This is a genomic window from Prevotella sp. MGM1, assembly GCF_002933775.1.
Taxonomy (GTDB): Bacteria; Bacteroidota; Bacteroidia; order Bacteroidales; family Bacteroidaceae; genus Prevotella.
Genome location: NZ_BEWV01000136.1, coordinates 125,998 through 149,162, shown reverse-complemented (window position 1 = coordinate 149,162; position 23,165 = coordinate 125,998). Strand labels below are relative to the sequence as shown.

At 44.9% G+C, this 23,165-nt stretch carries 21 protein-coding genes; 13 read left to right on the top strand and 8 right to left on the bottom strand.

Translation table 11 applies throughout. The features are described 5' to 3' along the window. Nucleotides 1-243 precede the first annotated feature (243 nt). Nucleotides 244-1,581 (top strand): NADP-specific glutamate dehydrogenase, encoded by a 1,338-nt coding sequence (locus MoGM_RS05265; RefSeq protein WP_104369072.1) that lies wholly within the window; start codon nt 244-246, stop codon nt 1,579-1,581. A gap of 77 nt (nt 1,582-1,658) precedes the next feature. Here MoGM_RS05265 and MoGM_RS05260 read toward each other — a convergent pair whose 3' ends face one another. From MoGM_RS05260 to MoGM_RS05250, 3 genes are read right to left on the bottom strand one after another with little or no spacing between them, the layout of a single operon-like run. Next, complete coding sequence (locus MoGM_RS05260; protein ID WP_104369071.1) at nt 1,659-2,120, bottom strand: DUF4293 domain-containing protein; 462 nt, start codon at nt 2,118-2,120, stop codon at nt 1,659-1,661. 17 nt (nt 2,121-2,137) lie between these two features. Continuing rightward, entirely contained in the window at nt 2,138-2,485 is a 348-nt protein-coding gene (locus tag MoGM_RS05255; RefSeq protein ID WP_104369070.1) for a DNA-directed RNA polymerase subunit omega, read from the bottom strand. 36 nt (nt 2,486-2,521) lie between these two features. Further along, nucleotides 2,522-3,346 (bottom strand): outer membrane protein assembly factor BamD, encoded by an 825-nt coding sequence (locus MoGM_RS05250; protein WP_104369069.1) that lies wholly within the window; start codon nt 3,344-3,346, stop codon nt 2,522-2,524. A 125-nt stretch (nt 3,347-3,471) separates the two neighbouring features. Here MoGM_RS05250 and uvrB point away from each other — a divergent pair, with 125 nt between their 5' ends. Continuing rightward, nucleotides 3,472-5,514, top strand: coding sequence for an excinuclease ABC subunit UvrB (gene uvrB, locus MoGM_RS05245; protein WP_104369068.1), 2,043 nt, complete (start codon nt 3,472-3,474; stop codon nt 5,512-5,514). A 338-nt stretch (nt 5,515-5,852) separates the two neighbouring features. On the opposite strand, the gene aroQ is transcribed toward uvrB, so the two are convergent. Continuing rightward, complete coding sequence (aroQ, locus tag MoGM_RS05240; RefSeq protein ID WP_104369067.1) at nt 5,853-6,275, bottom strand: type II 3-dehydroquinate dehydratase; 423 nt, start codon at nt 6,273-6,275, stop codon at nt 5,853-5,855. 49 nt (nt 6,276-6,324) lie between these two features. Here aroQ and MoGM_RS05235 point away from each other — a divergent pair, with 49 nt between their 5' ends. From MoGM_RS05235 to MoGM_RS05220, 4 genes are all read left to right on the top strand, one after another. Further along, entirely contained in the window at nt 6,325-7,248 is a 924-nt protein-coding gene (locus MoGM_RS05235; protein WP_104369066.1) for a site-specific tyrosine recombinase, read from the top strand. A 106-nt stretch (nt 7,249-7,354) separates the two neighbouring features. Beyond that, nucleotides 7,355-7,960: a DUF4468 domain-containing protein gene (locus tag MoGM_RS05230; RefSeq protein WP_104369065.1), complete on the top strand. Its 606-nt coding sequence runs from the start codon at nt 7,355-7,357 to the stop codon at nt 7,958-7,960. A gap of 7 nt (nt 7,961-7,967) precedes the next feature. Then, nucleotides 7,968-8,195, top strand: coding sequence for a hypothetical protein (locus tag MoGM_RS05225; protein ID WP_104369064.1), 228 nt, complete (start codon nt 7,968-7,970; stop codon nt 8,193-8,195). Beyond that, nucleotides 8,196-10,559, top strand: a complete 2,364-nt coding sequence (locus MoGM_RS05220; protein WP_104369063.1) for a putative porin — start codon at nt 8,196-8,198, stop codon at nt 10,557-10,559. It begins immediately after the preceding gene. Between the two features lie 214 nt (nt 10,560-10,773). On the opposite strand, the gene MoGM_RS05215 is transcribed toward MoGM_RS05220, so the two are convergent. Further along, nucleotides 10,774-11,418 carry an HD domain-containing protein gene (locus MoGM_RS05215; protein WP_104369062.1) on the bottom strand — a complete coding sequence of 215 codons (645 nt, stop codon included), beginning with the start codon at nt 11,416-11,418 and terminating at the stop codon, nt 10,774-10,776. Between the two features lie 73 nt (nt 11,419-11,491). Between MoGM_RS05215 and menA the strand changes: the two genes are divergently transcribed. Further along, nucleotides 11,492-12,403 (top strand): 1,4-dihydroxy-2-naphthoate octaprenyltransferase, encoded by a 912-nt coding sequence (gene menA / locus MoGM_RS05210; RefSeq protein WP_104369061.1) that lies wholly within the window; start codon nt 11,492-11,494, stop codon nt 12,401-12,403. A gap of 121 nt (nt 12,404-12,524) precedes the next feature. Here the strand turns inward: menA and MoGM_RS13160 are convergent, their stop codons facing one another. The 3 genes from MoGM_RS13160 to MoGM_RS05200 all read right to left on the bottom strand — a co-directional run bounded on the left by MoGM_RS13160 (nt 12,525) and on the right by MoGM_RS05200 (nt 15,112). Continuing rightward, entirely contained in the window at nt 12,525-12,677 is a 153-nt protein-coding gene (locus MoGM_RS13160) for a hypothetical protein (RefSeq protein ID WP_172204803.1), read from the bottom strand. A 15-nt stretch (nt 12,678-12,692) separates the two neighbouring features. Then, the gene (locus MoGM_RS05205; protein WP_104369060.1) at nt 12,693-13,589 is read right to left on the bottom strand and encodes an RluA family pseudouridine synthase; all 897 of its coding nucleotides are present in this window, start codon (nt 13,587-13,589) and stop codon (nt 12,693-12,695) included. Between the two features lie 77 nt (nt 13,590-13,666). Then, the gene (locus tag MoGM_RS05200) at nt 13,667-15,112 is read right to left on the bottom strand and encodes a lipopolysaccharide biosynthesis protein (RefSeq protein ID WP_104369059.1); all 1,446 of its coding nucleotides are present in this window, start codon (nt 15,110-15,112) and stop codon (nt 13,667-13,669) included. A 787-nt stretch (nt 15,113-15,899) separates the two neighbouring features. Here MoGM_RS05200 and MoGM_RS05190 point away from each other — a divergent pair. From MoGM_RS05190 to gluP, 6 genes are all read left to right on the top strand, one after another. Then, nucleotides 15,900-17,516 (top strand): ABC-F family ATP-binding cassette domain-containing protein, encoded by a 1,617-nt coding sequence (locus MoGM_RS05190; protein ID WP_104369057.1) that lies wholly within the window; start codon nt 15,900-15,902, stop codon nt 17,514-17,516. A gap of 64 nt (nt 17,517-17,580) precedes the next feature. Then, nucleotides 17,581-18,180 (top strand): nucleotide exchange factor GrpE, encoded by a 600-nt coding sequence (locus MoGM_RS05185; protein WP_104369056.1) that lies wholly within the window; start codon nt 17,581-17,583, stop codon nt 18,178-18,180. 4 nt (nt 18,181-18,184) lie between these two features. Next, the gene (gene dnaJ / locus MoGM_RS05180) at nt 18,185-19,339 is read left to right on the top strand and encodes a molecular chaperone DnaJ (RefSeq protein WP_104369055.1); all 1,155 of its coding nucleotides are present in this window, start codon (nt 18,185-18,187) and stop codon (nt 19,337-19,339) included. A 50-nt stretch (nt 19,340-19,389) separates the two neighbouring features. Beyond that, on the top strand, nt 19,390-20,688 hold the full coding sequence (locus tag MoGM_RS05175) for a folylpolyglutamate synthase/dihydrofolate synthase family protein (RefSeq protein ID WP_104369054.1): 1,299 nt from the start codon (nt 19,390-19,392) through the stop codon (nt 20,686-20,688). Between the two features lie 108 nt (nt 20,689-20,796). After that, on the top strand, nt 20,797-21,888 hold the full coding sequence (locus MoGM_RS05170) for an aldose epimerase family protein (RefSeq protein WP_104369053.1): 1,092 nt from the start codon (nt 20,797-20,799) through the stop codon (nt 21,886-21,888). A gap of 37 nt (nt 21,889-21,925) precedes the next feature. Then, nucleotides 21,926-23,161, top strand: coding sequence for a glucose/galactose MFS transporter (gene gluP, locus MoGM_RS05165; protein WP_104369052.1), 1,236 nt, complete (start codon nt 21,926-21,928; stop codon nt 23,159-23,161). Nucleotides 23,162-23,165: the final 4 nt, after the last annotated feature.

Genomic DNA, 23,165 nt, shown 5'->3' with positions numbered 1-23,165 from the left:
AACAAATCAAAAAGACCATGGCAATTATCAACCATGGTCTTTTTTGATAGCCAAAATCTTAATAACAAATGTATTTCGTCAATAAACCAGCCCAAATTATAACAAAAAGATATTTATTTTGCAATTTACCAGATAAAAAGTTTGTTATTTCACAAAAATGCTTTATCTTTGCACTCGATAATCAAATATTGCTTGCAAATATTTAAATCACTAAATAGTAAACAACTAAAAAGGTAAAAGAACATGAATGCAGCTAAAGTTGTAGAGGATCTTAAACTTAGATTTCCCAATGAGCCGGAATACATTCAGGCAGTAAGTCAGGTTCTTCCCACTATTGAGGAAGAGTATAACAAACATCCAGAGTTTGAAAAATCAAACCTTGTTGAACGCCTTTGCATTCCGGACAGAATCATCCAATTCCGTGTGACATGGGTTGACGACAAAGGAAACGTACAGACAAATATGGGTTACCGTGTACAGCATAATAATGTGATAGGCCCTTACAAAGGCGGTCTCCGCTTTCATAAATCCGTTAATCTCGGTATATTGAAGTTCCTTGCATTCGAGCAGACATTCAAAAACTCACTCACCACACTCCCCATGGGAGGGGCAAAAGGAGGATCCGACTTCTCTCCACGCGGTAAAAGCGATGGCGAGGTTATGCGTTTCTGCCAAGCTTTCATGAACGAACTGTACCGCCATATCGGCCCCGATGTAGATGTTCCTGCCGGTGACATTGGTGTAGGCGGACGTGAAGTCGGTTATCTATTCGGTCAATACAAGAAACTGACACATGAATGGAGCGGCGTTCTTACCGGCAAAGGTCGTGAATTTGGCGGGTCGCTCATCCGCCCGGAAGCTACAGGATACGGAACTGTTTACTTCCTGTTATCCATGCTTGAGACAAGAGGCATTGAACTGAAAGGCAAGAGTGTTCTTATATCAGGCTCAGGAAACGTTGCCCAATATGCCACTGAAAAATGCATCCAGTTAGGCGCAAAAGTTCTCACTCTCTCCGATTCAGACGGCTATATCTATGATCCTGACGGAATAGACCGCGACAAACTTGATTTCGTTATGGAGTTGAAGAATATCGAGCGCGGACGCATCAAAGAATATGCGGAAGAGTATCCCAACGCTGTATACCATGCAGGAGAGCGCCCTTGGAACGAAAAGGCAGACATCGCACTTCCATGCGCTACCCAAAACGAAATAAACGGTGACGATGCACGAACCCTTATTGGTAATGGGGTTATAGCTGTTGCCGAAGGAGCAAACATGCCTTCCACTCCCGAAGCGACCAAAGTTTTCCAGGATGCCAAGATACTCTATGCTCCAGGCAAAGCATCAAACGCCGGCGGTGTATCGGTATCAGGTCTTGAAATGAGCCAAAACTCAGAACGCCTGAGCTGGACATCCGAAGAAGTTGACAACCGGTTGAAGATTATCATGAACGACATTCACGAGAACTGCGTGAAGTATGGTACCGAGGCAGACGGCTACATTAACTATGTGAAAGGCGCTAATGTCGCAGGTTTCATGAAAGTTGCAAAAGCAATGATGGGACAAGGAATTGTATAATATACAACACATCAAAACAAAATAAAAGAGGCGGATATCCAATTGGATATCCGCCTCTTTTATTTTGTATATAAAACTTATCTTATTCTGTCTGCCGCACGAACAAGTCGCTCATCCGCCACAATTCCCCTGTTAGCCAAAACATAAAAAAGGGCAGACAAAGCAGGAAAGGCCGCAAATACAGTCGGAACAAAATCGGACTGACGAACAGTATCTCCAGGAAGCACACGACTATAAACTCCATACAATATATACCAACCTACAATCAGCAACACATTGAATATACACATACGAGCCTGGCTCTTTCTGTTGTTATATGCGAAAACAGTATATATCCCCAATGCGGCTGAAGGCACAAGGATAGCAAACAGAGGCCATGTGATAAAGTCGCACTTACCAGTCTCGTCGATTATCCAAAGATTGTATTCACGTGCTACCGTCAACCCTTCCAAATTGAAATAGCCTATCTGCAAGCACAGGCTGGCAAGGGTCAGCATCACGGCTATCACAATATATACAGTCTGTATACGCTGTATCATAAACAAACAGATTTACATTATAACCGCTCTTCGCCTTGCAACTGTGCATCACGAACCGCATCGCGCCAATACACTTTATCGTCCACAAACTCCTGAGTAGCGAGCAATGTTGGCTTAGGAAGTTTCTCATAATAGCGTGATATTTCTATCTGCTCACGGTTCTCGAATACTTCTTCAAGGCTATCGTTATATGAAGCGAACTCTGCCAACTTCTTACTTAAATCCTCCTTAATCTGGGTTGAGATTTGATTGGAGCGCTTTGAGATAATAGCTACGCTTTCATAGATATTGCCTGTATCCTGGCAAAGATCCATAATGTTGCGGGTTACGGTGTTTACCGGTGCCTTTGATTTCTTGTAATCCATATTACCTTATATATGTTTAAATATTTCTTTTATCTTTTAATCCTTTGTCACTTTCTTGCATTTGGCAATAAACTTCTCTGCCGTGTCACGCTCCTTGCTATCGGGATACTCATTCAGGAAACCATAGCACTCGTCCTCTGCATCACGATACCTTTCCAAACGCTTCTCCTCAACGCTTCGCTGAGCCAGCTCAAACTTGCTTTTCATTATAAGCACGGCAAAGTCCTCTCTCATATTGCTGTACGGATAAGTCTTCAACGCATTTTGTGCCGTTATTATACAAGCTTCATAATTAGATCCGCCAAAAGTACAATTTCCAAAATAGTCACCGAGATTATAATACAATCGTGCCGAAAGATATTCTTTCTGTACCAACTTATCCTGCAAGTCAAACAGTTTCTTCTGAGCCATCGGCCTCATTTTTGAATCCGGATACAGGTCAAGAAACTCCTGATATGCATTTATAGCTCCCACTGTGGGTGTTTGGTCGAGACGAGGCTCGGGGGTACTCTCATATAGCGACTGACCGATGTAATATGACGCCTGTTCCGCATATACACCTTTCGGATAAGAAGAGCAATACTTCCTGAACGTAGCGGAAGCCGCCTCATAATCACGATCGCAATATTCTGCCATTGCCAGCATATAAAGACTCTCCTGAGCGTTCTCCGTTCCCTTTTGAACGGTTACCAGTTCCTGCAACAATGATATTGACTGATTGAACTTTCCTTCGGCAAAACACTGCTTGGCAAATTCATACTTATAATCGTAATCGGCGGATTTGTAAACCCTGTTAAACTCAGCTGCACACCCAGTCATCAAAAGAACGGTACACGCCAATATGAACAAAGACTTCTTCATTTCTCGAAATTTGAAGTGCAAAAATAGTTATTTTTCCTTTAATTTCAAAGCATTTAAAACCTTTTTTACCAAAATGTATCTGATTATAACGTTTATTACACCGGAAATAAGTAATTTTGCACGATATGAGCGATTTCAAACTTACATCAAAATACAAGCCAACCGGCGACCAACCGGAAGCAATAAGGGATTTGACCGAAGGATTGAAACGTGGCGCCCATGCGCAAGTGCTGCTCGGAGTCACAGGCTCGGGCAAGACTTTCACTGTCGCAAACGTCATTGCAAATATCAACCGCCCTACCCTGATATTGAGCCACAACAAGACTTTGGCAGCACAGCTATACGAAGAGATGCGCAGCTTCTTCCCTGAAAACGCTGTGGAATATTATGTGAGTTACTACGACTACTACCAACCCGAAGCATACCTCCCAACCACAGACACATACATCGAGAAAGATCTCGTCATCAATGAGGAAATAGACAAACTGCGCCTACGGGCTGTATCATCGTTGCTTTCAGGTAGAAAAGACGTTGTTGTAGTTTCGTCCGTCAGTTGTCTATACGGTATGGGAAGCCCGGTGGCACTCAACGAGAATATAATAGAGATACGCAGAAACCAGAGCATCGAGCGTAACGCACTGCTGAGAAAACTCGTGCAGGCACTGTACGTCCGCAACGACATAGAACTGCAACGTGGAAACTTCCGCGTGAAAGGCGACACGGTAGACATTGCCATGGCCTACAACGAAGTCATACTACGCATAACATTCTGGGACGACGAGATAGATGCCATTGAAGAATTGGACGCGGTGACGATGGACAGGCTCGCATCGTTCGACGAATACAAGCTATATCCGGCCAATCTCTTCATGACCACACAGGAACAGACCAACATCGCCATAAGAAACATTCAGGATGATCTGGTGAAACAGGTAGAGTTTTTCACCGAACTGGGAGACGGCATCAAGGCCCAGAGAATAAAAGAGCGTGTGGAATACGACATGGAGATGATAAAAGAGTTGGGACACTGTTCGGGAATAGAAAACTATTCGAGATACTTCGACGGACGGAAAGCCGGCGAACGACCTTACTGTCTGCTCGACTTCTTCCCTGACGACTATCTGATGGTCATCGACGAAAGTCATGTAAGCGTACCGCAAATCAATGCCATGTACGGAGGCGACAGGGCGAGAAAGACAAACCTCGTGGAATACGGTTTCAGACTTCCGGCGGCTTTCGATAACAGGCCGTTGACATTCGATGAATTTCACAATATGATAAACCAGATCATCTATGTATCTGCCACGCCGGCCGATTTTGAATTGCAGGAAGCTGAAGGTGTGGTTGTCGAGCAAATAATACGACCTACCGGACTGCTCGACCCCGAAATAGAGGTAAGACCGAGCGAGAACCAGATCGATGACCTAATGGAAGAAATAAGAACACGTATCGAACGTGAGGAAAGGGTACTCATCACCACCCTTACCAAACGAATGGCCGAGGAACTGTCGGAATACCTACTGAACCATAATATAAGGACGGCATACATCCACAGCGATGTTGCCACACTCGACAGAGTGAAAATACTCGAAGACCTGCGACAAGGAGTATACGACGTATTGGTAGGTGTAAATCTGCTGCGCGAAGGCCTTGATTTGCCAGAAGTTTCTCTCGTGGCAATACTTGACGCTGACAAGGAAGGCTTTCTGCGAAGCCGGCGAAGCCTGACACAGACGGCGGGACGTGCCGCACGAAACGTGAACGGCAAGGTAATAATGTATGCCGACACCATAACAGACAGCATGCAGCAGACCATTGACGAGACAATGCGCAGGCGAACGAAACAAATGCGCTACAATGAAGAAAACGGCATCACACCCACACAGATAAGGAAATCACTGAAACAAAGTTTCCTTAGGACTGAAATATCAAACGACAGAGATAACGGAGACAACCATCCTGTACATACAGCGTATATCGGACCGGAAGAAAGTGTTTTCGCAGCCGACCCGATTGTGGAGCGCATGACAAGACAGCAACTCGAAAAGAGCATTGCAAACACAACAAAACTAATGAAGGAAGCAGCCAAGAAACTCGATTTCCTACAAGCGGCACAATACCGCGACGAAATCATAAGACTGCAAAAAGAACTTGAGCTCAAAGACTGACGTAACATTGAAGCAAGGTATATCCAAAAGATACCCGTTACAATTAATTTAGATACCCAATGGAATGCAACACAATAAGTATCTTTCTACAATACAAAAAGCAGACTATTTCAAAGAAAAAGGCACTTTACGCAATATGTCGGGAGCCTTTTTCCTAAGCCATCGGAAAAGGCATGAATATACATTCCCGACCTGTATACACACCGTATCCGACACTTTATTTGTAAACATTATTTTTCTCATTGCCTGTAATCAACTTTTCGCCAACAAAGATATAAAGATTACAAATAAGAAAACAACATGCGTCATAAGACACGTCGCAATACAATTTAAACCTATCACTCTGCGACCAAAAGACTTTCTATCGCAAGGCGGTATGAATCGAGCCCGAAACCGCATATCACCCCTCGGCACACACAACTGATAAACGAATGATGACGGAATCCCTCACGCTTATGTACATTGGATATATGAACCTCCACCACAGGACATTTCAACGAACGTATGCAATCTTGCAGGGCGATACTCGTGTGGGTATACGCTCCTGCATTGAGTACTATCCCGTCGCTATCGAAACCTGTTTTCTGCATCCTGTCTATCAGTTCGCCCTCAATATTACTTTGGTAATACTCTATTTCCACATCAGGATACATGTCTCTCAGCTTCATAAGATAGGTATCGAAAGAACTACTTCCGTAAATCCCCGGCTCACGGACTCCAAGCATGTTCAGATTCGGTCCGTTAATAATCTGTATTTTCATGTTTACGAATATTTTTACTACCTTTGTCTCGGCAAAAATACTAAAATAAATGGATATTGACAAGAAAAGCCATGCTAATATAGTAGAAGAATACATGCGATACCTGAAACTGGAACGCAGTTTCTCACCAAATACGCTCGACGCATACCACAGAGACCTGATGAAGCTGGACGGTTATCTGTCAAGCGTGAAAATCAGCCCGTTCGATGTAAAACTGGAAGATCTTCAGACATTTGCGGCCGGGCTTCACGATGCAGGCATAGGAGCTTCTTCACAATGCCGCATACTCAGCGGTGTGCGGTCTTTTTTCAAGTTTCTTCTATTAAACGATTACCGTGACGATGACCCTACCGAGTTTTTGGAATCACCACAACTTGGATTGCACCTGCCCGAAGTGCTGTCGACAGACGAAATAGACGAACTTGAAAACTCTATCGACCTGTCCAAATGGGAGGGGCATCGCAACCGAGCCATCATAGAGACTCTTTTTTCCTGTGGTTTGCGCGTAACCGAGCTGGTAAATCTGAGACTCTCCAACTTATATTTCAAAGAACAGTTCATACGTGTGTTCGGAAAAGGAAAAAAAGAACGGCTTGTCCCCATATCCCCCCGGGCCATACAAGAGCTCAATAACTGGTTCGAATGCCGAAAAGGGATGAACGTCAAACCAGGCGAAGAGGATTATGTGTTCCTCAACCGCCGAGGAGGACACCTCACAAGAACCATGATACTGATAATGATAAAACGCCAGGCCAAGACGGCTGGAATACAGAAGACAATAAGTCCGCACACACTGCGGCACTCGTTCGCCACAGCCTTGCTCGAAGGCGGAGCCGACCTGCGTGTTATCCAGGATATGCTCGGACATGAGAGCATAGACACCACCGAGATATACACACACATAGACACTACTATGCTGAGGCAGGCAATACTGGAACACCACCCCAGAAACATCAAGAAACATTCAAAATGAGTCACGTTGCAAAAAAAAGCAAAAAAGTGTGTTAATCTCTGTGATCGCAGATGCTAATACCAATATATTTTGTAATTTTGGCAAATTATAAAAAGATAACGAATATATGAAAAAGATTTATATGCTGATCATATCTTGCCTGCCCCTTATGGCCATGGCACAGAATACATGGGAAATGAAAGATGCCACAGGCAAGACGAAACCTAACCCTGACCAAAAATATCTCGCCGGAGCCGTACCAGTGGCTGACGGGAAAGTGATTTTCGAGAAAACGATAGATGCCAAAGGTAAAACCGCCGCACAGATTTACGACATTGCCCTGAAGTTCATGACCGAGTTGACAAAGGAAGACAATCAGTTTGAACAAAGCAGAATCACATATAAAGACTCCGTTACTCATGAAATAGGCGGTTTCTATCAGGAATGGCTTGTGTTTAAAAGTACAGCATTAGTGCTCGACCGCACACGGCTTATGTACAACCTGTTCGTAAAATGCGAAGATGGCAAAGCCGACATCAAGATGACACGCATATACTACTTATATGATGAGGAACGCGAGCCTCAGACATTAAGAGCCGAAGAATGGATTACCGATGAATACGGACTGAAAAAAAGTAAGGAGAAACTATCACGGGTGACCGGCAGATTCCGTCGCAAGACAATAGACAGAAAAGACTATTTGTTCGACAGATTTGAGGCTTTACTTAAATAGGGTTATCATGACAAACGAAGACACAAACAATATAGGCAACAGGGAGAGACACCATCGGCCCCAAAAGAACATGATACTGATAATCAGAAACGCGCTGAATATCATATTCATGCTTACCGCCATAGTGGGAATCATCATATACATGAGTTCCGACAAAGAAACAGGAATGTATATAATGTTGGCCGCCATACCTTTCAAAATAACGGAATCTGCAATAAGACTTTTACGAATATAAATGAAAAGTATATTCTCAGCTTTTTTGTTGAGTTTGTTTTTTGTCACGGTCTGCGCACAGGAATTCAATCAAATAGATGAAAACGGACAGATAACGCAATTTGACCAAAATACGAATAGGAACTTCAACAAACACAACAACGACACAACAAAAAACAAGGAAATACCCAAAGGGCTGTATGTCTGGACGATAGACCGGAAATTTGGCGACATAACGAAAGCCGTTCCGGATACTGTCCCGCATTTATACCCAAACACAACACTCAACACGGGAATATACGGAGAATACAATACGACCGGTAATAACTACACAGCAAGGGAAAGCAGAATATTCATCAACCGTCCGCTTTTGGGACAGTTCGTTTTTACCAGGCCATATAGCTACATTATAAAAGAACCGGACCAGTTGCATTTCACCAACACTTTGTCGCCGGTCACAAACCTATCATACGACAATTGCGGAGACAAGACCAACGGTGAAGACCATATAGAAGCTAAATTCGCTGTAAATTCCGGCCGGAGACTCGGCATGGGCTTTGATCTCAATTATGCATACGCCCGTGGGTATTATGCCAATCAAAGTGCGTCACATTTCGGAGCGACATTCTATGCCTCATATTTGGGTGACAAATACAAGATGCATGCCATGTTCTCCACTTACCACCAGAAAGTGTCTGAAAACGGTGGAATAACCAACGATAATTACATTACGCACCCGGAGAGTTTTGAGGACTCATACAGCGAAAACGAAATACCAACTATATTAAACCAAAATTGGAATAGGAACAATAACCTGCACTTCTTCTTGACCCACAGATACTGCCTCGGCTTTTATAAACGTGTCAAACTGACAGAGGATGAAATAAAGGCAAGACAATTCGCGGCGGCATCAAGAAAAGAGAATGCAAGCAGTAGAAAGAAAGACAAGTATGATGAAAGCACCGTCCGTTCAAGGAAGCGTAACAGTATTAAAGAATCTGACAGCGAACCAGCCGGAAGACCCGACGGAGCGGCTATAGCCGGCAATGAGCCTCAAATAGATAATGTTTCAAAGGATGATACCACACGTATAAGTGTTGATAGCCAGGCAAAAATGGACAGTCTTTTAGCCGCAAAAGCATTAAAGGACTCTTTGGACGCAACCACAAGAGAAGAGTTTGTTCCGGTGACAAGCTTTATACATACCCTTGACTACAACACACACGACCGCATTTATCAGGCATACGATACACCTGAAAATTACTATGCCGACACATTCTACAACTACACGGACGGCTCAACATACGGAGGCGACTCCATTTACGACCAGACCAAGCATCACTCGATAAAGAATACGCTTGCGGTAGCATTGCTCGAAGGCTTCAACAAATATGCGAAAGCCGGACTGAAAGTATTCGCAAGTCATGAAATGAGAAAGTTCAAAATGCCAGAAATCATTGGAGAAGGCCCACTGTCATATTCACGTCTGACATCATTTAATGAACATACTATAAGTATCGGTGGACAAATTTCCAAAACACAAGGCAACACTTTGCACTACAATCTCATGGCAGAGACATGGCTTGCGGGTGAGGATGCCGGACAATTAAAGATCGATTTCAGCACAGATCTTAACTTCCCGCTGTTCGGAGACACTGTGACATTGGCCGCCAAAGCTTTCTTCTATCGCATCAACCCATCCTTTTATCAAAGGAATTATCACTCAAAGCATTTCTGGTGGGATCGCAACGACATGAGCAAAGAAACCAGAACACGCCTTGAAGGATTGTTCTCCTACAAGAAAACAAAAACAACTTTAAGAGTAGCAATTGAGGAAATACAGAACTATACATACTTCGGCATGAAATACAATGCATCCGAAGACGCAAGAACAAGCCTTTCGGCTGGTGTAAGACAGTACGGTTCCAACATCAATTTGCTCACCGCCCAACTGATGCAGAATTTCCGATTGGGCATTCTAAACTGGGAAAATGTGGTTACATACCAGAATTCCAGCAATCAGGACGTACTCCCCCTGCCTGCCCTAAACATGTTTACCAACTTATATATAAAGTTTAAAATAGTAAACGAACTATTGGTAGAGCTTGGAGGCGACGCCTATTTCTTCACCAAATACTATGCCCCCGACTTCTGTCCGCAGCTCAATCAGTTTGCTGTTCAGGAAAACAATGACAGCCGTCTTAAACTCGGAGGCTACCCGTTTGTAGACGTTTATGCCAACATGCACCTGAAACACGCACGCTTCTTCGTCATGTTCAGCCATGCCACGGCAGGCAATGGAGACAAGATGTACTTCCTCACACCACATTATCCGCAGAACGGAAGAATACTAAGGATCGGAGTGTCATGGAACTTCTTCAATTAAAACACACCGCCATAAACATCCGTATATAATTACTCTAAACAGCAATCTTATTGGTTTTATATAATAAAAAAAATACGGGCTGCAGACAACCGTTTAGTCTACAGCCCGTATTATTTCATACACCAGTTCCTATTGTTCTTTCAATTACTTATACTTATTATCTTAGTTGACAACATACTCAATCCCATCTGCTCGTACTTTTAATCCAAATCACCTATCCTTTCGCTTCCGTTTCCTCATTGTACATTCGCTCAAAAATATCCCGAAGCTCATTCGGAGAAGCTATATACGAACGCAAGACATTCAGCTTTTTCTCATTATCGGAACCCGGTATCCACAGCTTTATATACCCATGAACAGAATACTTGTTCGCCATATGCTCTTTAAACCTTATCCACTGGTGCTCCTTATCCAGCTCGGGATAGTTGGCCAGCCCGAACTGTACCGTTCTACGGAACACCACTTCCGCATCCAAATCCCTGTCGGCTTCGGCCACAATCTTACCATATACACTGCGAGGGGCATGCGATGCCGACGCCCTGTGGTCCTCAACCGCCTCTTTCATTATCTTAATCTGCTCCGACGAGAACCATTTCTTTAATCGGGCATCACGCATAAGCATCTTACCGCCCGTGATGTGGTGTATAGCCCGAGGTCCCGACATACCAATGTCATGGTATGCCGCAATCGCATATACCATATTTATATTGGCTCCGGTCCTACGTGCAAGATCAAGAGAACGCCTTATAACCCTTGTCACATGCTCCATGTTGTGAGCCTTATCGAATGCCGCATACATCGGAAGAATGCTCGTCTCTATAAATTCAACAAGGTCGAGACTTGCCGTATTACCCATCATGATAAAATAAATTAATATTTTTGCAAATATAGTGAATTAATTGTATTTTTGCAAGAACTTACAAAACAAAAGCATGCCAGAAACCGATATAAGACAAAACTCACTAAAAGCATGGATTCTTGCCGCCCGCCCGAAAACCCTTGCCGGAGCGGCCGTTCCGGTGATGATCGGCATCGCGCTTGCGTTTGCCGACTCACGAGAATATCCCCAAGACACTTTCTGTATGACTGCGGCCGTCTTATGTTTCCTGTTTGCTTTCATAATGCAAATAGACGCAAACTTCATCAATGATTTTTTCGACTACGCAAAGGGGACCGATGACATAGAAAAACGACTCGGTCCGCGTCGCGCCTGCGCCCAAGGATGGATAAGCACCGATGCCATGAAGCGTGCGATAGCACTTACCACGTGCGCGGCATGCATCATTGGCCTACCACTTATTCTTTACGGTGGTCTGGAAATGATTCTCATTGGGTGCGTATGCGTTGTTTTCTGTTTCCTCTATACCACCCATTTGTCGTATATGGGACTTGGAGACGCATTGGTAATAGTATTTTTTGGGATTATTCCCGTATGCGTATCATATTACATACAACTTCACACTTTCACTCTTGAAGTGTTCGTAGCTTCAATAGCCTGCGGGCTTGTCATTGACAGTCTGCTGATTATAAACAACTATCGTGACCGCGATAACGACCGTGACACCGGAAAAAGGACCATTGTAGTACGCTTCGGCGAAAACACCGGATTGTATGCCTACCTGATGACAGGAGTCTCCGCATGTCTCATCGGGGGTGTTTTTATATTGGAGAATCACATTCTCGCCTTTGTCCTTCCACTCATATACCTCGTTCTTCATTTCTTTACATATATGAAAATCAAACGTATACATCGGGGAAAAGCTCTCAATATATGCCTTGGCGAGACTGCCCGCAATATGTTCATATATGGAATTTGCGTATCCGCCGGTATTCTTCTCGCATAAAGAAAACCTCGTCACGTATAAAGACGCTCTTCCTGCATATAATAAAAAAGTCTTTCACGCATTTGGCGTGAAAGACTTATACATGATAACCCGATTGCCTCAGGTATAAATCAAATACCTATCACCTGAAATAGAAATAATAAAGACAACCAAGCACGCCTCCGAGCGTCACTATTACTACCGTGCGTATGAGACAACCGGCAACCTTTTTCACAATGATAAAGCCGACGATTATCATCAGCAAAAGCGCAATATAATATGTAATATCTGTCATTGCGATAACCCTGTATTATTTAAATATCCTGCGAAATGACGTAGGAACAGGAGTCTCAAACTCCATTCGCTCCCCCGTAACGGGATGGGTGAAGCAAAGCAGGAACGCATGGAGACAGAGCCTGTGCAACGGATCGTCACCATTTCCGTATTTCACGTCACCGCAAACGGGATGTCCCATATCCGCCGTGTGTACCCTTATCTGATTCTTACGTCCTGTCTCCAACTTAAACTCAACGAGTGAATGTTCCGTAGTGCGGTCCAAAACATGATAATGCGTGACAGCATATTTGCCACCATTATCCACTGGAGACGAATAAGTAACGTACGCTTTGTTGTCTTTCAGCCAGTTGGCGACAGTCCCGCCTTCATTCTCCATCTCTCCGCTTACCACGGCGACATAACGCCTGTCATAAACGATATCGTGCCAGTTTCGTTCGAAAATCTGCTCAGTATCCATGTCTTTCGCATATACCATCAAACCGCTTGTATCCCTGTCGAGCCTGTGCACCACATGTGCGCGGCAGCGCTGGCGTGATTTCGAAAAATAATTGTCAAGCACCGATTTCACATTTAGAGACGAGTGTCCCGCAGCCATAGACAATATACCGATGTTCTTCTCTACCACCACAAGCCAGCGATCCTCATATACGATTTTCACATAACGGCTCTTAAAACCGTTCTGGTTACGCTTGGTCTTGCTCACGGATACCTTCATCCCCGGTTCAAGCATATAGTCAAACTGTGTGACGCACTTACCATCTACCTTTATTCCGCGTCCTTGCAACGTGGCCTTTATCTTGGAGCGGCTTTCCTTCACGTTCGCAAGAAGAAAATCGAGCAGTCCCGACTTCTCATTCACCGTAAAATGCTCGTAATCCCCCTCACGCTTATAAGCTGTATTATATCTCATGTTAAAATGTCTTTTATCTGTACGGCTGCAAAGTTACTACTTTTTCGCTATTCCGACACCATCACCGGCAACGAATATTACTGTTTCCGCTTTATTCTCGACTTTGCGAACCCGATGCATTCGTTAAGTATCTCGCACCTCACCGCCCGTCTCACGAGATAATACAGCGCCGCGGCTATCACCACCCGGGAGATGAGAAGAAGATAAAGATTGGTTATTCCCGATGTCATAAAATACGTTAGCGCCATTACGGCGAAAGCAGAAAGACAGAAAGGCAGCACGTCGGAAAGTACCATCAAAACCCCGTATCCGGTATAGCGGCCGGCAAGATGATGCCAGACAAAGAACCAGGCAATAGTAACACAAACGTATGCCACCACCATCGTGTGTATGCCGTATGAATGAAGGGCTATCATCAGCAATACCTGAATGACACCGAGGCATATCGTAGACCACATGTACACACCCGACTTACCTTTGCTCATGATTACATTTGACAACAGGAAACTCAACGGAACGAATGCTCCGCTAACGCTAAGATACTTTATCAGGATGGCACTGGGCCGCCATACCTCGGTTATGGTGAGCACGATAAACTCTTCCGATACAAGGCCGAAACCGAACATCATCGGGAAAGCGAGAAAAGAAGTGAAGCGCATGAATTTGCGAAGGGCCTTCAACTGACGCTCTTTCTCACTGCGCAAATCCACAAATACGGGCTGTGCCACGACCTGAACAGAGCCTTGAATGAGATAAAAAACCTTCGAGTGCCATTGATATGCCTGATTATACACGCCTGTGGCATGGGCAGAAAAATAACGCCCGAGCAAAACATTAAGTATGTTGTTGTTCAATATGGTGAATATTCCTGACAGAAGAATCTTGCAACTGAAACGGAACATCTTTCTTACCGGTCCGAAATCAATGCTGAAAGAAGGCCGCCATGACGAGTAATGCCATAATAGCAACGTGTTTGTACCTATGTAAACAACGTTCTGTGAGGCTATCGCCCAATAGCCGAAACCGAGCCAGGCCATACCCACACCCACCGCAACAGACGCCAACGTGGCCATTATATTAGCCTGAGCCTGTTGCCGAGCCATCAAGTTCTTAAACAGATAGGCTGACTGCACCACCCCGAAACTTGAAAACACAAACCCCAAGAAAGCATAGCGGCAAAGCGGTATCAGCTCAGGACGGCGATAATAACCGGCTATCAGCGGGGCACTGAAAAACAAGATGACATACATCAAGGCGCCCATCATCGTGTTAAACCAAAACACGGAGTTATAATCACGGGACGTAGGAGTGTCAAGATTTGTAAGAGCAACCTTAAAACCGCTATTCTGCAACTCATTGGCTATAAGCGAAAAGACAACAATCATCGCCATCAGTCCATAATCGTCGGGAGACAACAACCGGCCGAGCACGATGCCCGCAGCCAATCCCAAGAACTGCTGCATACCATTACCAAAGCCACCCCACAACAATCCCTTGGCCGTCTTATCTTTCAGATTTTCCATCCTTTCTTTATTTTCCTGCAAAGGTAGTACTATTAGTTCACAGTAAAGATTTTTATATTCAATTTAACACTGCCGAAAATGAATATTTATGCAAAAACCGACTTCAGAAGAGCAACAAAAACATTATTTTTTGATAAAAAAGCAGTTTGCAGACACCGGTATAAGACTTCATCCGCAACCGGACATCCGTTATCCTGCATTTAGATACCCGTTGCGATGCAACGAGTATCCCGTTACGTCGCAACGGGATACCGAATGCGCAGCAATCGGTATCCGATTACAGCACGAAAAAACATTATTTTGCATAAATATTCATTTGCGAAAAAGAAGAACGGGCAGGACTTCACACTATGGTGAACCCCTGCCCGCAAGACCTGATGCCACGGCCGGCATGCACTTATCAATTATCAATGGATATTAAGACACGACAAAAAACCGGAAACGATACTTAAAACATCGTCCCATATCAAAAATCAATGATTTGCGAAACCGTATAAATATGCAATCACGATATGCCATATTGTAAATATTTACTACTTTCATCATATCTCAATTTGTATTATCCGAGTACAAAGTTAAATAAAAAAGCACGACCGAACAAGCATGTTCACGATATACATCACGATACAACCGATAAAAAGCAAGCGGATTCACAACTTCCCAAACCTTCTCATACGTTAAATGCCTCATTTACAATCAAATTTGCGTTATTTCTTCAAATACGTTCATTTTTTACATTGAAATTGAGTATCTTTGCATCCGCAAAAAATAAAATAATTATTAAATAATGATAACAGTAACAAATCTTGCTATCCAATTCGGCAAAAAAGTACTCTACAAGGACGTAAACCTGAAATTCACTCCGGGTAACATTTATGGAATAATCGGTGCCAACGGCGCCGGAAAATCAACACTGCTGAGAGCCATCAGCGGCGAACTTGAACCGAACAAGGGCTCTGTCGACCTCGGGCCGGGAGAGCGTCTGTCCGTATTGGAGCAGGATCACTTCAAATACGACGAATACAGCGTTCGCGACACTGTGCTCATGGGGCATCAGCCGCTCTGGCAAAACATGAAAGAGCGCGAGGCCCTCTACATGAAACCCGACTTCAACGAGGAGGACGGTATCAAAGTCGCGGAACTCGAAGACAAGTTCGCACAGATGGACGGATGGAACGCCGAGAGTGACGCCGACCAGATGCTGACAAACCTCGGCATAAAAGACAACATGCATGACAAGATGATGAGCGAGCTTTCGAACAATGAGAAAGTGCGCGTCATGCTTGCCAAAGCTTTGTTCGGTCACCCCGACAACCTGCTGCTCGACGAGCCTACCAACGACCTCGACCTTGACACCGTGATGTGGCTCGAAGAGTATCTGAGCAATGTCGAGCAGACCGTGCTCGTGGTCAGCCACGACCGCCACTTCCTCGATGCCGTCAGCACACAGACAGTTGACATTGACTTCGGAAAGGTAACTGTGTTCTCGGGTAACTACTCGTTCTGGTACGAAAGTTCACAGTTGGCTCTGCGCCAAGCTCAGAACCAGAAGCAAAGAGCCGATGAGAAGCGCAAGGAACTTGAAGAGTTTATCCGCCGCTTCTCTGCCAATGTGGCAAAGAGCAAGCAGACGACAAGCCGCAAGAAGATGTTGGAAAAGCTCAATGTAGAGGAAATACGCCCCTCTTCACGCAAATATCCGGGCATCATATTCCAAATGGAGCGCGAACCGGGCACACAGATACTCGAAGTGCAAGACCTGAAAGCAGTAGATACAGACGGAACGGTACTATTTGACCACATCAACTTCACAATAGAAAAAGGCCAGAAGACAGTGTTCCTCAGCCATAATCCCAAGGCCATGACCGCACTGTTCGAGATAATCAACGGCAACCGCCAGGCCGATGCGGGAGAATACAAATGGGGAGTGACAATCACCACGGCCTATCTGCCGCTCGACAATACCGAGTTCTTTGACAGCGAACTGAACCTGGTAGACTGGCTGAGCCAGTTCGGCAAAGGCAATGAGGTACAGATGAAGAGTTTTCTCGGCCGCATGCTTTTCAAGGACGAGGATGTACAGAAGAAAGTAAACGTGCTCAGCGGAGGCGAGAAAATGCGCTGCATGATAGCACGCATGCAGATGAAAAACGCCAACTGCCTAATCCTCGACACACCGACAAACCACCTCGACCTCGAAAGCATCCAGGCCTTCAACAACAACTTGGTTGGATTCAAGGGAAACATACTATTCGCCAGCCACGACCACGAGTTCATACAGACCGTGGCCGACCGCATAATAGAACTCACCCCATCTGGCACCATCGACAAACTGATGGAATACGACCAGTACATATATGATGAAAACATCAAGGCCCAGAAAGCCAAAATGTACGAGGTATAAGAAAAGCGTGCGACAGGCACGCTTTTTGCTACAACCTTCATGCTAACAAATAACAAACGGTAGAATGAAAGAAAAAACAAATATGAACGAGAACGAGACTCTCGATAAAGAGCCGCTGAACGACGAGAATAACGAAACGGCATCCGAAACAGAAGCGAACTGCGCCAAAGAGACAGCCGAAAACAATGCGGAAGATGCCGAAAAGCAAGAAAAAGACCCGCTTGAGGCAGCTAACGAAAAGATTGAAGAGCTTAAAGACAAGTATCTGCGCACTGTGGCTGAGTTTGACAACTACCGCAAACGCACGCTCAAAGAGAAAACCGAACTAATATTGAACGGTGGCGAGAAAGCCATATCGGCAATACTGCCGGTACTCGATGACATGGAACGCGCCATAGCCAACGGAGCAAAGACGGAAGAACCCGAAGTGCTGAGAGAAGGCATGGAACTGATTTTTGCGAAGTTTCAGAAAACACTTGAAACACTTGGAGTAAGCAAAATCGAAACAACAAACGCCGATTTCGACACGGACGTACACGAAGCCATAGCCATGGTTCCGGGCATGGGAGACGACAAGAAAGGCAAGGTTCTCGACTGTGTGCAGACAGGTTATAAACTGAACGATAAAGTAATACGTCACGCCAAGGTGGCAGTAGGACAATAATATTATGGCAAAGAGAGATTACTACGAAGTGCTGGGCGTCAACAAAAACGCATCAGAGGACGAAATAAAAAAGGCTTACCGAAAGATAGCCATTAAATACCATCCTGATCGTAATCCCGGCAACAAAGAAGCCGAGGAGAAATTCAAGGAAGCGGCGGAGGCTTACGATGTATTGCACGACAATCAGAAACGCCAGCAGTATGACCAGTTCGGTTTCGACGGCCCGGCGGGAGCCGGCGGGTTCGGAGGCTTTGGAGGTGCAGGAATGAACATGGATGACATTTTCTCCATGTTCGGTGACATATTCGGCGGAAGAGCCGGCTTCGGAGGCTTCGGAGGCGGGCAACGCCGACCGCAACAGCATCGTGGAAGCGATCTGAGACTGAAAGTAAAACTCTCGCTCAATGAAGTGGCAAACGGTGTGACAAAGAAATTCAAGGTACGTAAAGACATCACCTGTTCACACTGTCACGGAAGCGGCGCCGAGGCCGGAAGCGGTACGGAGACATGCCAGACATGCCACGGATCAGGAGTCATCACGCATACCACACAAAGCATCTTCGGCATGATGCAGACACAAGGAGTCTGCCCTACGTGTAACGGTGAGGGCCATGTAATCAAAAACAAGTGCAAACACTGCGGAGGCTCGGGAGTGGTCAAAGGAGAAGAAGTGGTGGAAATAAACATCCCTGCAGGTGTTGCCGAGGGCATGGTCGTAAACGTTCCAGGCAAAGGTAACGCCGGTATGCGAAACGGAATAAGCGGCGACATACAGGTATTCATTGACGAAGAAGACAACGATATATTTGTACGGGACGGCAACAACCTGATATACAACCTGCTGCTCGACTTCCCCACGGCCGCACTCGGAGGCGACGTTGAGATACCGACCATAGAGGGTACAAGACTGAAAGTAAAGATTGATAACGGAACACAACCAGGAAAGACCCTGCGCCTGCGGGGGAAAGGACTGCCGGCTGTGCAAGGATACGGCCACGGCATGGGCGACCTGATAGTGAACATCAGCGTATATGTGCCGAAAACTCTAAGCAGGGAAGAGAAAGACGCTCTAACACAATTCAAGGACAGTGATAATTTCAAGGGCGACTCATCGACCAAACGATCGATATTCGAACGCTTCAAAAATTATTTCAACTGATAAACAAAGCGGAAAGCATGTCTGTGCTTTCCGCTTTTTAACATTATGCCATGACATACAAAGAAACAACCGAATACTTATTCAACCAGATGCCGATGTTCGAAAAGCAGGGAAAAGCCGGGTACAAAGAAGGACTCGACAACACCATGACACTTGACGCACACTTCGGGCATCCTCACCGGAACTACAAAACCATACACATTGCCGGTACAAACGGAAAAGGTTCGTGCGCCCATACCATAGCGGCAATACTGCAAAACATGGGATACAAAGTAGGATTATACACTTCGCCGCATATAATCGACTTCCGGGAAAGGATAAGAATAAACGGCATCACGATAAGCGAAGAATATATCGTAGATTTTGTTGAGCAGGAACGAGGCTTCTTCGAACCGCTACACCCGTCGTTCTTCGAAGTGACAACAGCAATGGCTTTCAAGTACTTCAGTGACATGCAAGTTGACATTGCCGTAATTGAGGTTGGACTCGGAGGGCGGCTCGACTGTACCAACATCATAACCCCCATCCTATCGGTAATAACTAACATCAGCCTTGACCACACACAGTTTTTAGGAAACACATTGGCAAAAATTGCAGGTGAAAAAGCCGGGATAATGAAGCCAGGCGTCCCGGTTGTCATAGGAGAGACAACGGAAGACACTCGCCAAGTATTTAAAAACAAGGCACAGGACACAGGGGTAAAAACCGTATTTGCAGAAGACACAGCCGAAATATTAAAAGCGGCACACACAGCTGACGGGCGCATTGAATACGACACACTTTCATTTGGAAAATTCGAAGGCGAACTAAGCGGAGATTACCAAATAAAAAACACAAGAACAATCCTTACGGCAATTAAAGAACTAATAGCGGGAAATCACATCATAAAAAACAAAGACATAAACAATATAATAAAAAAATCATTCATGGAAGTGACTAGTCTTACCGGACTGACGGGAAGATGGCAAAAAATAGAAGAAAGACCGACCGTAATATGTGATGCCGGGCATAACACCGGAGGCTGGGAATACATAGGCCGGCAGCTCAGCAATGCCGGAAAAGGAAATATACACATCGTGTTCGGGATGGTTGACGATAAAGATATAGAAGGAGTGATAAGACTGATGCCGGCCGGTGCGCGCTACTACTTCACTAAACCTGACAACAAACGAGCATTAAACGAAAACAAAATAAAAAGCATCGCCGCCGCATACGGATTAAACGGAAAATGTTTCAGCACAATAAAGGAAGCTTATAGTTCAGCAAAGGCCACAGCACAACCCGAAGATTTGATTTTTATAGGCGGAAGTTGCTATATCATTTCAGACTTTATGAAAACTTGTTTTTAGGTGTTTTTAACTAAGAGCATTACGTTTTTTTTAAACATTCGTTCGTTATTATCGTTTTTTTTAGGTTACTTTGCAAATACATAATCAATAACTTAAAACAAACGAATAATGACGAACACAGCGGGAAACACCAATTTATGCGGCCTTAACCGCAAAGATTTTCAGACCACTTTAAATGGTAAGAAAACGGACTTATACATATTGAGAAACAGAAAAGGATACGAAGTAGCCATAACAAACTACGGAGGAGCCATCGTTGCGATAATGGTACCGGACAAAGATGGCAACGTCGCCAATGTCATTCAAGGCCATGACAACATCCAGGATGTCATCAACAGTCCCGAACCATTCCTGTCCACTCTCATCGGCAGATACGGGAACCGCATCCGTCGAGGACAGTTCAAACTAAACGCCAAGGAATACCAACTCGCAATCAACAATGGCCCGAATGCCCTGCACGGCGGCCCGTCAGGTTTTCACGCCCGCGTATGGGACGCAAGACAAATGGGGCCGCGCTCATTAGCCTTAAACTATGTATCTGCATACGGAGAAGAAGGGTTTACCGGTGAATGCCGTGTGACAGTGGAATTTACATTCACGGACAACAATGAACTCATTATAGAGTATCTTGCCACAACAAATAAGAAAACTGTCATAAACCTGACACATCACGGATTTTTCAGTCTTGCCGGAATCGCAAACCCGACACCGACAATAGACAATCTGATATGCGAGATTAACGCCGATTACTATCTGCCGATCGACGACACTTCAATACCTACCGGTGAAATTCGTTTGGTAAAGGGCACACCTTTCGATTTCAGAATGCCTAAACCTGTCGGAAAAGACATTGACACCGATGACGAACAGATTAAGAACGGTGCCGGATATGATCATTGCTTCGTCCTGAACAAGGAAGAAGAAGGAGAGTTAAGTTATGCGGCAAAGATAACAGAGCCGGCAAGCGGGCGTACAATGGAGGTATACACCACAGAACCCGGAGTACAGGTTTATACCGACAACTGGGCAGACGGATATACCGGACAACACGGTGCCACTTTCCCACGCAGAAGCGCTATATGCTTCGAATGCCAGCATTTTCCTGACACACCCAACCATCCTTATTTCCCGTCCGTAATACTCAATCCGAACGAGCAATACAAGCAGAAGACAATATACAAATTCGGTATAGAGAAATAAATCTAACTAAAATAACCAATCAGAATCATTATAAAAAATGAATCAAAAACAAACACCGAACTATACGTTCGCTCTTACAATCGTAATTATCGTATGCTTCCTCATCGGTTTTGTCACAACGATGAACAATTCGATGATTGAGTTTTGCAAAAACGCTTTCAACCTAAATGAGACACAAGGGCAATTGGTAAACTCGGCATTCTATGGCGCATACGCAATGTCGATACCGTTTGCATTCATGATGAATAAGATCGGCTATAAAGCCACGCTGGTTCTCGGTCTTGCCGTTGTCGGCATAGGTTTCGTAATAAACTATTTCTGTATCAGCGGCAATTTAAACGGCAGTACGGCATCTATATACTGGATGTTTTTGGCCTGCATGTTCATTGTCGCATTGGGTATAGTCATGCTGCAACTCGTGGCAAACCCATACGTAATGGTACTTGGAAGTCCTGAGAAAGGAGCGTTCCGCATGACCCTATCGCAGGCTCTCAACTCTGTTGCCACCACCGTAGCACCGATATTTATCCTCAATGTCATCCTAAACGGCAAAGACGCAAAAGAAGCTGTACCATCCGATATACCATATCCTTATTTAGGACTCGGATTATTTACAATATTACTGTGCATCATCCTTTATTTCCTCAAATTACCAAATATCAATGAAGAAGAACAGGATGCAGAAACCGGAGACGTGAAACGCGAATATAAAAACAGCGTTTTCAAATATCCACATGTGTGGCTCGGCGCATTAGGCATATTTATGTACATGGGTGTCGAGATCGGTATTCCTTCCATGCTTCCGGCATATTTCAAGGCAGACCCGTCACTTGGTAATGCTACAGACTTCCTGTGGTTATACTGGGGGGGCATGATGGTTGGACGTTTCGTGGGTGCCGGAGTGCTCAGTAAGTTCGAACCGCGCAAGATTCTCTCGGTATGCCTGATTCTTGGAGCTGTTTGTGTAGCCGCTTCATTCGCACTTAGCGGAATGGCCGCTGTATACACAATGCTCGCTGCCGGCCTTTTCCACTCTGTCATGTGGCCGCTCATATTCAATCTCGGGTTGCAAGAACTCGGACCTCACACGAAAGCGGCTTCCGGTATAATCAACCTTGGTGTCGTCGGAGCCGCTACACTGCCATTAATAATGGGACGTGTAGTAGACAACCCGGGGCTTGGGGTTGGAGTCGCAATCGCCATGATGTTCATCTACTACCTATATATATTCTGGTTCTGCAACTGGGGAAGCAGAATAGGATTAAGCAAATAAGAAA